The sequence below is a fragment of the Streptomyces mauvecolor genome, assembly GCF_039532965.1.
Taxonomy (GTDB): domain Bacteria; phylum Actinomycetota; class Actinomycetes; order Streptomycetales; family Streptomycetaceae; genus Streptomyces; species Streptomyces violascens.
Genome location: NZ_BAAASQ010000008.1, coordinates 508241 through 520744 on the forward strand (window position 1 = coordinate 508241; position 12504 = coordinate 520744).

Below are 12504 nucleotides of genomic sequence, written 5' to 3' on the forward strand. Positions count from 1 at the left end.
CCACATGGCCCCCCGGCCCATGACCGGAACCACGGCCCTGATCGAGTGAAGCGGCGGCGTCAGAGGGTGAACCCCACATGAACGTGGTCGTGGTGGGTGTTGTCGGAGAAGAACTGGTTCGCCGTGGCGCCGCCCGTCACCTGCACGGGGCCGCCGACGTTGTACGAACCGGCTGCCGCCGCGGCCCGCATGAAGGCGGTGATCAGGCTGCGGGAGGTCGCCGGATCGACGACGGGGTGGCCGTCGATGCGCCATACGTCGAAAGCCCGGCCGAGTGGATGGTCGCTGGGGCGATCGGTGCCGAACACATCCAGCGGATGCCCGGAGCGTACGACGCTGACCGACAGCCGGTAGGTGCCCGCCAGTTGGAGCATCGCGCGCAGCACGCTGTCGTGCACGGCGCCGCTGTGGATGTCGGCGGCGGAGGCGGGCGGCAGCTCGATCCGGGACTGGCCGAGCACCTCCCGTGCCGGCGGCTCCAGTGGTTTCGCCGGGCCGGGTGCCGCGGGGTGGAGGGCGGTGACACGCCAGCCGGCCGAGCCGCGGCTGAGCCGTACGTCGACCGTGGTCCCGCCGGGCCCCACGGTCGTACCCGTCAGGGTGGGCTGGTCGCACACCACCAGAACGCTCGCTGTGTCGGACAGGATCCCGCCGTACTGGGCGTCGATCACCCGGACGACGGCCGCATCCGCCGTCGGCATCAACGCCCCTGCCTGGGCCGCCAGCCGAGACGCCGAGGAAGCGGGGATGCCCAGGGCCGCGGCCCGGTCCGCCGCCGCTTGCTCGCCGCCCTGCCCGGCAGGCCACGTACCCAGTGCCTCGACGAGCTCGACGGCGGCGAGTTTGGCCGCCGGCTCGATCTCACCGGCCCCCGGCCTCCACGGCACGGCCCGGGGCAGCCCGGAGCCAGGGCTCCCGGAGGCAGACGGAGACATGGTCGCGGGCGCGGCGGCGGACGGCGTGCGCGAGCCCGTGGCAGGTGAAGAGGTGGCGGCGGCCGACGACGTCTTCGCCCCGCCCGAGCACGCGACGGCACTCACACACCAGGCCGCCGTGCCGAGCAGCACCGAACGACGGGCGAAGATGCCGGGCGGATGCCGGCAGGGCGGGGGAGGCAGGACCATGACCGGCTCCTCGGGCGCGCGGCGTACGGAAATGCCGCCAGTATCCGCCCCCCGCGCGCCCCTCGGGCGGTGCGCCTCGCCGGTCGATCGACCGGACCTGTGCCGGTGGGCCGATCCCCCGGAACGCCGCCTGACAACGGGGTCCTGGCGGGCTGTGCCGGCCGCGCGGGTCATGATGGGAGCCGTAGCACAGGTGACCGTGCTGATCGCAGTACCGACCGGAGTACTGCTCGGAACACGAGGAGTGCCATGGCCCGCAGGGTCCACCAACCGCTGGAGAACCAGGAGTTCGACTTCATCCTCGGCATGGCCGACAGCCCGGTGCTCGCGTACTTCTGCGGGACCTGGCCGAAAGCCGTCAAGGCGTGCAAGGAGACGGACGGGGTTGTGGGGGAGGCCGCGGAGGCGTACGCGGGGCGCCTGACCGTCGTCAAGGTCGACATGACGCGGTGCCCCGGCCCCGTACAGCGCTACGGAGTCACCGGGGCGCCCACCGTCGTCCTGATCAAGGGCGGGGAGGCGGTGGCCACGAAGGCCGGTCCGATGGACGGGCCCGCATTGATGGAATTCCTGGACGGCAATCTCTGAGAAGCCCGGGGCGGCCCGGCTCAGGCCTTGGTGGCGACCGTCACCACGAGCGGGGGCAGCCTGCGCTCGGCCGCCCAGTCGCGGCTGTGCGCGTGCTCCGGGTCGGCGACGCCTTCCGCCTCGTCCGGCGTCGGGTGGTGCTGTGCGGTGGTGGTGAACCCCGCGCGTTCCAGGAGGCCGGAGATCGCGGCGGGGGGCCAGGCATGGTTCGGCATGGTCTGCCAGGTGCCGTCGGTGCGACGCAGACGTACGGTCATGGGCTGCCCGGGGTGGTAGGTGACGCCGGGATCGCCGACCCGCAAGGACGCGTACTCGATTCCGCTGCCCGCTGGGTCCGTCGTCAGCAGGACAAGCGGGGCTCCGGGCCGCAGCAGCCGGTGGATCTCGCCGAACACGCCGAGGACGGTCTGCTCGTCCGGCAGCGACGCGAGGACGTGGTTGCACATCGCGGCGTCCGCGCAGGCATCGGGCAACTCGTCCGCCCTGCCGTCCGTGACCAGGTGGTACTCGGCCCCCGGGGTGTCCTGTTGGCGGGCCAGGACGAGCATCTCCGGAGAGGCGTCCACGCCGATGATCCGCATGCCGAGCCGCCGGGCGGCATGGTCGGCGACGCGCCCGGGCCCGCAACCGAAGTCGAGGAGCGCCCCGCCCGCCGGGCTGTTCTCGGCCAGCGCCCGGAACACGAAGGGATAGCCGACCAGCCAGTCGGTGGCCGCGTCCACCGCCGCGAAAGCCCTCGCGCCCTCGCGCCCGGCCCAGGCCCGCTCGCCTGCTGGTTCCTGCGGCATGGCCTGGTCCCGCCTCTCGGATACATACGCTGCACAGGTTTCCCCATCATCGGGCCCCTACGGGTGGGCCGCACCCTGCTGCGCGGGTGGACGGAGCCGTTCGATGGCCACCATCGCGGCGTCGTCGTCCAGGGTCCCGGTGGGAGTGTGGGCGAGGAGGTCGCCGCGCAGGTGGTTCAGCAGCGCGCGGGGTCCGGTGCCGTTCCAGGCCGCGGCGCGTTCCGCGAGCGGGTAGAACGCGCCCGCCTCGTCGCGGGCTTCGAGAACGCCGTCGGTGTAGAGGAGCAGGATGTCGCCGGGCTCGAACGGGAAGCCCTGCACGGCGAGTTGGGACTCCACGAGGCCGGACAGGCCGAGCGGCGGCGCCGGCTCGTCCACCTCCAGGGGGATCACGCGGTTGCCGCGCAGGAGGAGCGGCGGGGGATGGCCGCAGTTCACGAGCTGGAGGGCCTGGCCGAGGTCGGGGATGTCGAGCACGGCCGCGGTGATGAACGCCTCGCTGGGGTCGTTGGAGGGGGAGAGCGAGCGGGAGTGTGGGGCGGCGTCATGGTCCGGGCCGGGGGCACGGCTGGAAGTGTCGTCGGGGCCCACTCCGGGGCCCTGGTCCAAGTCCGGCGCGACCGCCCGTTCGAGGTAGTCGACAAGACCCGGGAGGTCGGCCTCCTGGTGGGCGGCGGCCCGGAACGCGCCCAGGACGAGAGCCGCGTCCCCGACCGCCTCAAGCCCCTTGCCGCGTACGTCACCGATGATGAGCCGCGTGCCATGGGCGGTCCGGGCGGCCGCGTACAGGTCGCCGCCGATCTGCGCGTCCGCCGCCGCGGCCAGGTACACGCTCGCGACGCGCAGCGGGCCGAGGCGCTCGCGCAGGGGCCGCAGCACGACCTGCTGCGCGGCCTCGGCGACCGAACGCAACTGGACCAGCTCCCTCTCGTGCACCTCCCGCAGATGGGCGAACAGCGTCACGAACACCGAGATCAGGACCAGCGTGATGATCTGGAAGGTGTGGTTGAGGTCGGTGACCGTGCTGCGCACCGCCGCGACGACCACCTGCGCCAGAACGGCCACCGCGCCGATGAACCCCGTGGCCCGGGGGCCCCGGAAGGAAGCCGTGACGGCGGGGGCCGCCGCCAGGAACGGGCCGAGGTGCACGTCGGGCGGGGCGAGCACGTCGCCCACCGTGACGAGCGCGATCATCGCGAACGGCACGGCAAGCAGTGCGTGGCGCTTCGCCAGGGAGGGTCGGCCGGCCGCGCGCAGCGCCTGAAGATCCATCACTCCTGAATACACTGCACCGCCACCCCCACACAGCACGCCTGGCCGAGTGTGCTCCGAGCACACTGCCGCAGAGGTGCCGCGGAGGTGCCGCAGAGGTGCCGCAGAGGTGCCCCGAGTCCGCGTGGAGACCGCCCCCGGAGCAGACTGATCCCGGACAGACCGTGGAGGAGCGCCCGAGACGCGCACCGACCCGGGCTGTCTGACCGTAGAACCGCAGAGGGAAAGGTGCAGCCATATGGACAGCGGCACGGGTATGGGTGTGGGCATGGGCATGGACGGGTCACATGACTCGCGCTGGGTTTCCGCCCCGGAGATCCACCGCGAGGCGGTGATGACGGAGACCGCCGGGTTCGTGGCGGTCGTCGAGGGAGCGGACCTGGCGGCGCCGGTGCCGAGCTGCCCCGGCTGGACGCTCGTCGACCTGATCAGGCACACCGGAAGCGTGCAGCGCATGTTCTCCTGGCTGCTGCGTCAGCGCGTCCAGGAACGGCCTCTCACCCGCGACGCGGAACTGGACCTGCCGACCGACGACGCCGGCTACCCCGGCTGGCTGACGGCCAGCTCGCACGTGGCGGCCCGAGCCTTCGCCGACACCGACCCGGACGCCCCGATGTGGGTGTGGGGCGCCGATCCCCATGCCCGGTTCTGGATGCGGCGGATGCTGTTCGAGACGCTGATGCACCGCGTCGACGCGGAACTCGCCGTCGGCCTGCGACCCGTCGTCGATCCCGCTCTCGCGGCCGACGGGGTCGACGAATTCCTCGTCAACCTGCCGTTCGCCGCGTCCTTCGCGCCCAAGACCGCGCACCTGCGCGGCCAGGACGAGACCGTGCGCTTCCGCTGCACCGACCGGGCCGGCGACTGGCTGATCCGGCTGCGCCCCGACGGCTTCGGGCTCGTGCCTGCCGCGGACGCCGGGGCCACTGGCCCAGGGGCCACGAACCCCGAGGCCGTCCACCCGGCGGATGCCACTGTCGAAGGGGCCGCCGCGGATCTGCTGCTGCTCATGTACGGACGCCTCGACCGGACTTCGGACGCCTTCGAGACCTCCGGGAACGAGGACCTGCTCGCGCGCTGGGTCGCCAACTCCGAGTTCTGAGGGCGCCGACGGGGGACGTCCGGTTTCACTGGTTGCGGTGCTCGACCCTACGGGAGTGGAAAGGAGTGGCTCGTGCCGACATGGGGGCTGATCGCCGAGATGACGGTGGGTACGGGGGATCGCAAGCATGTGGAGGCGTACGTGCTGACACATGTGGAGGGCTCGCGCGACGAAGCCCTCGCGGAGTTGGAGGGCCGAGCCCGGCGCTTCACGCCCGAGCACCCACGGAATCCGAAGCGGCGCCGGCTCTTCCGGGACGGCGACGGCTTCGTGCTCGTCATCGACGGCTCCTGGCAGTCCTACAGCGCCCGGTTCACCGTCGCCGAGCTGCTGGAGGACTCCGCCGCGCCGACGCCGAGGCGTGAGCCAGAACCGCAACCGCAACCGCAACCTGAGCCGCAACCGGAACCCGCCGACGCGGTGCCGCCCCGGACACCCCCGCTGCCGTCCGCTCCGCCGGCGCGGTACGCGGACGGCGTCCCGGTGAAGCCCGCATGGCTGGGCCGCTCGGATCTGCCCTGACCGATGACTTGACGGCTCGACCTGATGACCCGACCCGATGCCCCGCTTGTCACTGGTCAACTCGGCTCTCATTCAAGGGAATTGGGCGTCATCGGCGCCCCCTGCCGGGGCTCGGGCCACGTAACCCTCCTCATGTGGTGGACCCACACCACGAGCACCATCAGGACGGCCGCCACACCCCCCGTCGTCATGACCGTCGAAGGCGATGCGTGGTCGACCACGACGCCGCCGACCAGCGCGCCGGTGGACAACGTGGCCTGGAACGACGCGGTGAACAGCACGGTGGACGCCTCCGGCGCCTCGGGGGAGGCCTTCGAGAACCAGGTCTGCGAGCAGACCGGCACGGCCCCGTAGCCGACGCCCCACACGATCAGCAGAGCCACCGCGCCCGGCTCCCACCGGCCGAGTACCGGGAGCAGCAGGGTGGCGGCGGCGATCAGCGCGGCGGCTGCCGCGACAGTGGCCCGGGGATGGCGCGCGACGGACGACCCGCCGAGGAAGTTGCCGGCGATGCCCGCCACTCCGTAGATGAGCAGGAAGACTGTGATGTGGTCGGAGCCCACATGTGTCACGCGCTCCAGAAACGGCGCCACATAGGTGTAGGTGCCGAAGTGTGCGAGGACGACGAGGAACGTCATCCCCAGCGCGAACCAAGTGTTGACGCTCCGGACCATGCCGCCGAGCACATCCAACCGGGTCGTGCGGGTGGCAGGGAGCGGAGGAAGCACCAGGAGCAGCAGCACAAGTACCCCGACGGCGAAGAGGCCCATGACGAGGAACGCCGTCCGCCAGCCCGCGAGATCGCCGATCAACGTGCCCAGCGGCACCCCTACGACCGAGCCGAGGGGCACCGCCGCGAAGATCACCGAGGTCGCCCGGGCCACCGACTCCGCAGGCACCAGACGGCCGGCCAGGCCGGCACCGATGGACCAGAACCCACCGATGGTGACCCCGACCATGACGCGTGAGACCAGGACCATCCAGTAGCTCGACGCCACTGCGGCAAGGAAGTTGGCCAGCGCCAGCAGGAGGACGAACGCGCCCAGCATCAGCCGGCGGTCGATGCGCCCGGTCGCGACCGTGACCAGCGGCGCCGAAAGGGCGGCCAGGAAACCCGGCATGGTCATCGTCAGGCCGGCCATGCCGTCCGAGATGGTGAAGCTCGACCCGATCGACGTCAGCAGGCCGATGGGCAGGATCTCGGTGGTGACGATCGAGAAGATCCCCAACATCACCGACAGCACGGCAAGCCAGGACAGGAGCGCGGAACGGGCCGGTGGTGCGGAGGCTTCGTCGGAAGTGGCGATCGCTGTGGAGGACATGGCTCCCGTCCTGTGTGTGGAGGCGCACCACGTGGCGTGGCCGGGGGTGGGTGTGGCCACTACTCCAGCAGGAAGGGAAGGCTGGTTCTGGCGGATCCGCGACGCCACCAGCAGGGGCGCAGGGTGATGTCGTGTTCTCGCGAGGTCCGGGCAGCCACCCGGCAACCGTGGACCGTAGGGTCGGATCGACGGCGCCGTGGGCGCACGACGAGACCGTGGAGGGTGTGGATGTACGCGATATCCCTGGGCGAGGACGGCGCCGAGCTGCGCCCGCTCGAACCCTGGCAGGCCGAGGAGTTCCTGAACCACGTGGAGCGCGGGCGGGAGTTCATCGGGCGGTACAACGGCCTGCCCGACGTCGTGACGGACCTGGAGTCGAGCCGGGCATTCCTTCAGACGTACGCGGACAGGACGGCCGCCGACACCGGGCGCCTCTGGGGCATCCGGACCGACGGCAAGCTGGTCGGCGCCGTGCTGTTCCGGAGGCTGGACACCACGCAGGGCATCGCCGAGGCGGGCTGCTGGCTGGAGCCGTCGGCGGTGGGCAGGGGCCTGGTGACCCGGGCCGTGCGCGCGATCATCGACTGGGCCATCGAGGAGCGTGGCATCCACCGCGTGGAGTGGTGGGTCTCGGCAGCCAACGAACCCAGCATCGCGGTGGCCCGACGCCTCGGCATGACAAAAGAAGGCGTGCTGCGGGAGAGCTACTTGTACCGGGGCATGCGGCACGACGAAGAGATCTGGTCCGTGCTGGCGCCGGAGTGGCGGGCGGCCGGGCGCGCGTCCTGACCACCGAGCAGCCGCACGTGCCGCCAACTCGCGCACACAGAAACCTGGTTGCGCGGCGCACCGGATGGGGCGACAGCGTATGAACGCCGCCGGATCCGTCGCCCGGTCGAGGAACCAAGGCGGATCCGGCGGCCAGATACAGCCGTGGGAGCAGCCAGGTACGGCTAGTTGTGGCCGAACTTCCGCGGCTGCTTGTGGGAGGCCTCTGGCGTCGAGTGCGTCGTTTCCGGCGCGGTGGGGGTCTTCACCTGCTCCTTGACCTCGGAGGTGGTGCTCCGGTCATGGCCGCCGGTGCGTGCTCCCCGGTTCTGGCGGGTCTGCTTCTTGCTCATGGTGGTCGCCCCCTGCTGGGCAGGTCGGAGGTAGAGCCACCTCCACGCTCGCACGCACCCCGGTAGATCGCATGTCGGGTGTGGGCCGACACCGTGCGGCCGGTCCGTCGGCTCGGGGCGCGTTGGCGCGGACGGGCTTCACCTCCGTACGCCTGTGACGTCAGGTAGCGGCACGCATACGGTGAGTTGCATCAGCGGGCTGCTTGTGAGTGTGGCCTGTGGTGACGGAAGGGGTATGTGCATGGTGCGACGCATGGCGACGGCGCTCGGTGTGTTCACCGCGGCCGCGGCACTCGCGCTGGGGGCGCCGAACGCGGCGTACGCGGCTCATGGGTCCCTGGTCGTCGACGGGGTGGCCCACCGGGATCCGAGCGGTTGCTTCCCGCTCGGGGACTTCGTGCCGCCCGTGGTGAGCAACCACACGGACGCGATCGCCGAGGTGCACTCCGGGCCCGACTGCACCGGGCAGGTCACGTGGTTGATCTATCCCGGTGAGACCTACCGCCCCAACGGAAGCCGGAGCGTGTTCGTCCTCTGAACCCGGCGTCCCCTCGGACCGGTGCTCGGCCCGAGGGGATGTCAGCGCGTGCCGAAAGTGCGCCGGTACGCCTCGGGCGGCAGTCCCGTGACGCGGGCGAAATGGCGGCGCAGAGTGGCGGACGTCCCCATGCCCGTGCGCGCTGCGATGTGCTCGACACTGTCGTCGCCCGACTCCAGGAGTTCCTGGGCAAGCCGTACACGCTGACTCAGCAGCCAGCGCAGGGGCGAGGTCCCGGTGACGGCATGGAAGTGCCGGGCCAGATTGCGGCTGCTCATGGCCGCCTGCCGGGCCAGATCCTCGACCGTGAGCGGCTGGTCGAGACGGTCGAGAGCCCACGGCAGCAGGTCGGCGAGCGGGTGGTCGCGCCCGTGGGTGACCGGCGCGGGAATGAACTGTGCCTGGCCGCCGTCCCGGTGCGGGGGCACGACCAGGTGGCGGGCCAGCGCGTTGGCCACCGTCGCGCCGTGGTCGGTACGGACGATGTGCAGACACAAATCCATCCCGGCGGCCTTGCCCGCCGAGGTGAGAACGCCGTCCTCATCGGTGAAGAGCACCCCGGCGTCGACCGTCACCTTCGGATACCGCGCGGCGAGCAGGTCGGCGTGAGCCCAGTGCGTGGTGGCGCGGCGGCCGTCCAGGAGCCCCGCCGCGGCCAGGACGAACGCCCCGGTGCACAGCGAGACGATGCGGGCGCCGGCGGCGTGCGCGGCGCGGACGGCATCGATCAGCTCGCCCGGAGGGTCGCCCTCGATGTCGTCCTGGGCCGGGACGATCACCGTGTGTGCGGAGACCAGGGCGTCCAGGCCGTGGGTGGTGTCGGCGCGCAGCCAGCCCCCGACGCGGGCCCGGCGCGAGCCGCAGACGCGGAACGAGTACCAGGGGTCGACCAGCTCGGAGTGGTCGGTGCCGAACACCTCGCAGGCCGCCGCTGCCTCGAAGAGCATGCTCCCCTCGGCGACGGCGAGCGCCACGGACCGGCCACCCGAAGTCGCCGGTGCAGTCGTGTCCGAAGCACCAGTGGTCGAAGCGGCCGTGTCCGAAGCAGTCACGCCCGAAGCAGTCATGTCCGAAACTGTACGCCCCTCGTCATTCCGGCCGCTGGTGGGTGTGGGCCCCGGGCCCGCACTATGGCGTCACACCACATACCACCTGCAGAAATTCGGGAGCCAGCGATGAGTTCCGCCCTTTCCCCCATGTCTGTACCGCACACTGCTACGTGGCCCGACGATCGGCCCGTCGCCGTTGTGGGGGCCGCCGGCCACACGGGTCGCTTCGCCGTGAAGGAGCTCCTGCACCGGGGTGCGCGAGTCGTACTCGTCGGCCGTGACCGGGCCAGGCTCGACGGGCTCGGCGAACTCGCCCCCGACGCCTCGGTGCGCGTCGCGTCGACCGGGGACGCGGCCTCCTTGGACCGCGCCCTGGAGGGCACGTCGGCGGTCGTCAACTGTGCGGGGCCGTTCCTGGCGACCGCGCTCCCCGTGGCCCAGGCAGCGCTGCGCGCCCGCGTTCCGTACCTGGACGTGGCCGCCGAACAGGCCGTCACGGCCGCGCTGTTCGACACCTACGACGAGCGGGCCAGGGAGGCGGGCATCGTCCTCGCACCCTCGGTCGCCTTCTACGGCGCGGTCGGCGACCTGCTGGCCACCGCGGCCCTGGGTGACTGGATGGAGGCGGACGAGGTGGTCCTCGCGTACGCCCTCGACAGCTGGCTGCCCACACTCGGCAGCCGGCTCACCGGAAAGAGCAACGCCGGGCAGCAACTCACGTACACCGCAGGCAAGTTGAGGCCCTTCGACTACACGCCGCAGGAATTTCCGTGGGACTTTCCCGAGCCGTTCGGCAGGCAGGGGGCCGCTCCGTTCGCGACGGCCGACCAGGTGACCGTCTCGCGCCATGTGCGCACACCCGAGGTGCGTGCCGTCATGAACCTGGCGCCGCTGCGTGACGTACGCGATGCCACGACCCCCGAGCCCGTGCCCGCCGACAGCAGCGGGCGCTCGGCCCAGACGTTCCTCGTCGAGGCAGTCGTTCGCAGGGGCGATGAGACGCGCCGGGCGGTCGCGGGCGGCCGTGACATCTACGCGGTCACGGCGCCGCTCGTCGTCGAGGCTCTCGAACGCATCCTCGACGGCCGCTCCCGCGCGACGGGTGCGGTCGCCGCCGGGGAGGCCTTCGACGCGGCGGACTTCCTGCGCGCGCTCACGCCCGAACACTTCACGCGGCTCGACCTGCCGGGGCCGGTGTAGACCCCGGAGGCGCCGGAGTCACCTGCGCGGTACGTGTGTCCTGCGCGACGGCGCGCCGTCGTCCATGAGGGCCTCCATGACGAGGCGGACGCCCCGGGCCAGGCGGCCCAGCTGTTCGAGCTCCATCGCGTACATCCGGATGGTGTTCTCGATGACGGCCGGGGCCACGCCCAGGGTGGGCAGTTCCGCGCGGCTGGTCTGGAGGGCGACGCGCACCGCGCGTATCTCGTGCTGCACCTGGATCTGGGCGTGCCGCGCGAGCAGGACGTGGTGGCGGATGAGGGGTGAGTAGCCGGCGTAGCGGGCCGGCAGCAGGTCGCGCAGCCAACGGGTGGCGGTGCGTTCCCAGTCACGACTCCCCGGCGATTTGACCTGGCAGGGCCAGTCCGGGCTGAGCGTGGTGGTGGGGGCCGTAGGGGACATTCTCGTCGCTTCCGAAGATTGTCGAACTCTGATCGAGAGAGGGGGGCGGCCCCGGCTCAGGGGTTAGCCGAGGCCGCCATGGGCGTTCCACCGGATCCGACAGCCTGGATCGGACAGTCGGCGCGACGTGAGGAGGAGGGGGAGAGCGTCACGCCGGCTGTTCGTTCTCAGAGGGACTGGGGTCGCGCTCCTTCGGCAGGAAGAGATCGGTGGTCGCCACGGCTCAGTAAACATATATACCGTTGAGTACACAAGGGTATGAAAAAATTCATGCGCCTCGATGGTGTGAAGATCTTGCGCAGTGACCTGGGCGAATCGGGCCCGGAGGGAAGAAACGGAAAGGGCCGGCTGTGCCCGGCCCTGGCGGACCGGGCGCCGCCTCAGAAGGCCGTCATACCCCTAGAGCACCGTCATGGCCCTAGAGGAAGAAGCCGTGCTTGTCGGCGGCCTGCTCGTACTCTTCGAGCCGCGCCTGCGTCCGCTCGGGATCGGCGTCGGCCATCGCCTGGAGGAGGGCCGCGGCGAGCACGCTCGGAGCCGCGTACGAGTCGAACACCAGCCGCGAGCCGGTGCCCGCGGTCAGCGCCACGTCGGCCTCGTCGACGAGCGGGCCGAGCGTGGTGTCCGTGACCAGCGCGATCCGAAGCCCGGCGCTGCGGGCCGCCCGCATCGCGGAGAGGGTCTCCTTGGCGTGCCGGGGCATCGCGAAGGCCAGTACCCAGGTCCCGCCCGCCGAGCGGGACTGCAGCAGCGCGTCATAGGCGACACTGCCGCCGCGCGTCACCACCCGCACATCGGGGTGGATGCGCCGGGCCGCGTACGCGAAGTACTCCGCGAGGGACACGGAGATCCTGAGGCCGAGGACGGTCAGCGGCACGGAGAAGGCCAGCTCGCGGCCGATCTCCAGGACCTGGGTGGTGTTCGCGACCAGGCGGCGCACGTGCTCCAGGTTCTCGATCTCGGCGTCCACCGCCGCCTGGAGTTCGTTGTGACGGCTCTCCTCGCGGCCCTCCGGAATGCCCGCGACCGCGCTCAGGGCGATCGGCTGGAGTACCTCCCGCAGCGCGGGATAACCGCTGTAGCCGAGGGACGAGGCGAAGCGGGTCACGGACGGCTGGCTCACGCCGACCCGTTCCGCGAGCTCGGTGATCGAGAGGAAGGCCGCGTCGGTGAGGTGGTCGATGAGGTACTGCGCGATGCGCCGCTGCCCGGGGGAGAGCCGGTGGCCGTCGAACAGCGCGCGGACCCGGTCCGCCGGGGCGCGCTCATGGTTTGAGGGCTCCCCGCTCGGCGTGATCGCGGCCGACTGGGCGCGTACCTGCTGCCCCGATGACACCGGCGGGCCTCCTTCTCGTGCCATGTGTGCTCAAAACATAGCTCACCCTTGTGGCGGACCACCCCAAATTCCACCACTGACCTGGCTACTTCGGTGAGGCACACAGTCTTGGGGGCCTG

At 71.4% G+C, this 12504-nt stretch carries 14 protein-coding genes; 6 read left to right on the plus strand and 8 right to left on the minus strand.

From position 1 onward, the window contains the following. Positions 1 to 59: 59 nt before the first annotated feature. Positions 60 to 1124: a hypothetical protein gene (locus ABD346_RS10185; RefSeq protein ID WP_344373922.1), complete on the minus strand. Its 1065-nt coding sequence runs from the start codon at positions 1122 to 1124 to the stop codon at positions 60 to 62. A 249-nt stretch (positions 1125 to 1373) separates the two neighbouring features. Here ABD346_RS10185 and ABD346_RS10190 point away from each other — a divergent pair, with 249 nt between their 5' ends. Continuing rightward, a complete protein-coding gene (locus ABD346_RS10190) occupies positions 1374 to 1712 on the plus strand; it encodes a thioredoxin family protein (protein WP_344373923.1) in 339 nt (112 codons plus the stop codon). A 20-nt stretch (positions 1713 to 1732) separates the two neighbouring features. Here ABD346_RS10190 and ABD346_RS10195 read toward each other — a convergent pair whose 3' ends face one another. Next, a complete protein-coding gene (locus ABD346_RS10195; protein WP_344373925.1) occupies positions 1733 to 2500 on the minus strand; it encodes a class I SAM-dependent methyltransferase in 768 nt (255 codons plus the stop codon). A gap of 57 nt (positions 2501 to 2557) precedes the next feature. Beyond that, positions 2558 to 3772, minus strand: coding sequence for a PP2C family protein-serine/threonine phosphatase (locus tag ABD346_RS10200; RefSeq protein WP_344373926.1), 1215 nt, complete (start codon positions 3770 to 3772; stop codon positions 2558 to 2560). A gap of 238 nt (positions 3773 to 4010) precedes the next feature. Between ABD346_RS10200 and ABD346_RS10205 the strand changes: the two genes are divergently transcribed. Both ABD346_RS10205 and ABD346_RS10210 read left to right on the plus strand, forming a co-directional pair. Further along, complete coding sequence (locus tag ABD346_RS10205; protein WP_344373927.1) at positions 4011 to 4874, plus strand: maleylpyruvate isomerase family mycothiol-dependent enzyme; 864 nt, start codon at positions 4011 to 4013, stop codon at positions 4872 to 4874. Positions 4875 to 4946: 72 nt separating this feature from the next. Then, on the plus strand, positions 4947 to 5396 hold the full coding sequence (locus ABD346_RS10210) for a hypothetical protein (RefSeq protein ID WP_344373928.1): 450 nt from the start codon (positions 4947 to 4949) through the stop codon (positions 5394 to 5396). 68 nt (positions 5397 to 5464) lie between these two features. Here ABD346_RS10210 and ABD346_RS10215 read toward each other — a convergent pair whose 3' ends face one another. Continuing rightward, positions 5465 to 6718, minus strand: a complete 1254-nt coding sequence (locus ABD346_RS10215) for an MFS transporter (RefSeq protein WP_344373929.1) — start codon at positions 6716 to 6718, stop codon at positions 5465 to 5467. A gap of 228 nt (positions 6719 to 6946) precedes the next feature. Here ABD346_RS10215 and ABD346_RS10220 point away from each other — a divergent pair, with 228 nt between their 5' ends. Beyond that, on the plus strand, positions 6947 to 7507 hold the full coding sequence (locus tag ABD346_RS10220) for a GNAT family N-acetyltransferase (protein WP_344373930.1): 561 nt from the start codon (positions 6947 to 6949) through the stop codon (positions 7505 to 7507). A 164-nt stretch (positions 7508 to 7671) separates the two neighbouring features. Here the strand turns inward: ABD346_RS10220 and ABD346_RS10225 are convergent, their stop codons facing one another. After that, positions 7672 to 7839, minus strand: a complete 168-nt coding sequence (locus ABD346_RS10225; RefSeq protein ID WP_344373931.1) for a hypothetical protein — start codon at positions 7837 to 7839, stop codon at positions 7672 to 7674. Between the two features lie 241 nt (positions 7840 to 8080). Here ABD346_RS10225 and ABD346_RS10230 point away from each other — a divergent pair, with 241 nt between their 5' ends. Further along, on the plus strand, positions 8081 to 8377 hold the full coding sequence (locus tag ABD346_RS10230; protein WP_344373932.1) for a hypothetical protein: 297 nt from the start codon (positions 8081 to 8083) through the stop codon (positions 8375 to 8377). A gap of 41 nt (positions 8378 to 8418) precedes the next feature. Here the strand turns inward: ABD346_RS10230 and ABD346_RS10235 are convergent, their stop codons facing one another. After that, a complete protein-coding gene (locus tag ABD346_RS10235) occupies positions 8419 to 9324 on the minus strand; it encodes a helix-turn-helix domain-containing protein (protein WP_344374456.1) in 906 nt (301 codons plus the stop codon). A 249-nt stretch (positions 9325 to 9573) separates the two neighbouring features. Between ABD346_RS10235 and ABD346_RS10240 the strand changes: the two genes are divergently transcribed. Beyond that, positions 9574 to 10626, plus strand: coding sequence for a saccharopine dehydrogenase family protein (locus tag ABD346_RS10240; protein ID WP_344373933.1), 1053 nt, complete (start codon positions 9574 to 9576; stop codon positions 10624 to 10626). 18 nt (positions 10627 to 10644) lie between these two features. Here ABD346_RS10240 and ABD346_RS10245 read toward each other — a convergent pair whose 3' ends face one another. Together ABD346_RS10245 and ABD346_RS10250 are read right to left on the minus strand one after the other, a co-directional pair. Further along, on the minus strand, positions 10645 to 11049 hold the full coding sequence (locus tag ABD346_RS10245) for a hypothetical protein (RefSeq protein ID WP_344373934.1): 405 nt from the start codon (positions 11047 to 11049) through the stop codon (positions 10645 to 10647). A gap of 418 nt (positions 11050 to 11467) precedes the next feature. Further along, positions 11468 to 12385, minus strand: coding sequence for a MurR/RpiR family transcriptional regulator (locus tag ABD346_RS10250; protein ID WP_344373935.1), 918 nt, complete (start codon positions 12383 to 12385; stop codon positions 11468 to 11470). Positions 12386 to 12504 lie beyond the last annotated feature (119 nt).

Coding starts and splice junctions, on each gene's coding strand:
- ABD346_RS10185 (WP_344373922.1), bottom strand. CDS start 1,124: ATGGTCCTGCCTCCCCCGCCCTGCCGGCATCCGCCCGGCATCTTCGCC.
- ABD346_RS10190 (WP_344373923.1), top strand. CDS start 1,374: ATGGCCCGCAGGGTCCACCAACCGCTGGAGAACCAGGAGTTCGACTTC.
- ABD346_RS10195 (WP_344373925.1), bottom strand. CDS start 2,500: ATGCCGCAGGAACCAGCAGGCGAGCGGGCCTGGGCCGGGCGCGAGGGC.
- ABD346_RS10200 (WP_344373926.1), bottom strand. CDS start 3,772: ATGGATCTTCAGGCGCTGCGCGCGGCCGGCCGACCCTCCCTGGCGAAG.
- ABD346_RS10205 (WP_344373927.1), top strand. CDS start 4,011: ATGGACAGCGGCACGGGTATGGGTGTGGGCATGGGCATGGACGGGTCA.
- ABD346_RS10215 (WP_344373929.1), bottom strand. CDS start 6,718: ATGTCCTCCACAGCGATCGCCACTTCCGACGAAGCCTCCGCACCACCG.
- ABD346_RS10220 (WP_344373930.1), top strand. CDS start 6,947: ATGTACGCGATATCCCTGGGCGAGGACGGCGCCGAGCTGCGCCCGCTC.
- ABD346_RS10225 (WP_344373931.1), bottom strand. CDS start 7,839: ATGAGCAAGAAGCAGACCCGCCAGAACCGGGGAGCACGCACCGGCGGC.
- ABD346_RS10230 (WP_344373932.1), top strand. CDS start 8,081: ATGGTGCGACGCATGGCGACGGCGCTCGGTGTGTTCACCGCGGCCGCG.
- ABD346_RS10235 (WP_344374456.1), bottom strand. CDS start 9,324: ATGCTCTTCGAGGCAGCGGCGGCCTGCGAGGTGTTCGGCACCGACCAC.
- ABD346_RS10240 (WP_344373933.1), top strand. CDS start 9,574: ATGTCTGTACCGCACACTGCTACGTGGCCCGACGATCGGCCCGTCGCC.
- ABD346_RS10245 (WP_344373934.1), bottom strand. CDS start 11,049: ATGTCCCCTACGGCCCCCACCACCACGCTCAGCCCGGACTGGCCCTGC.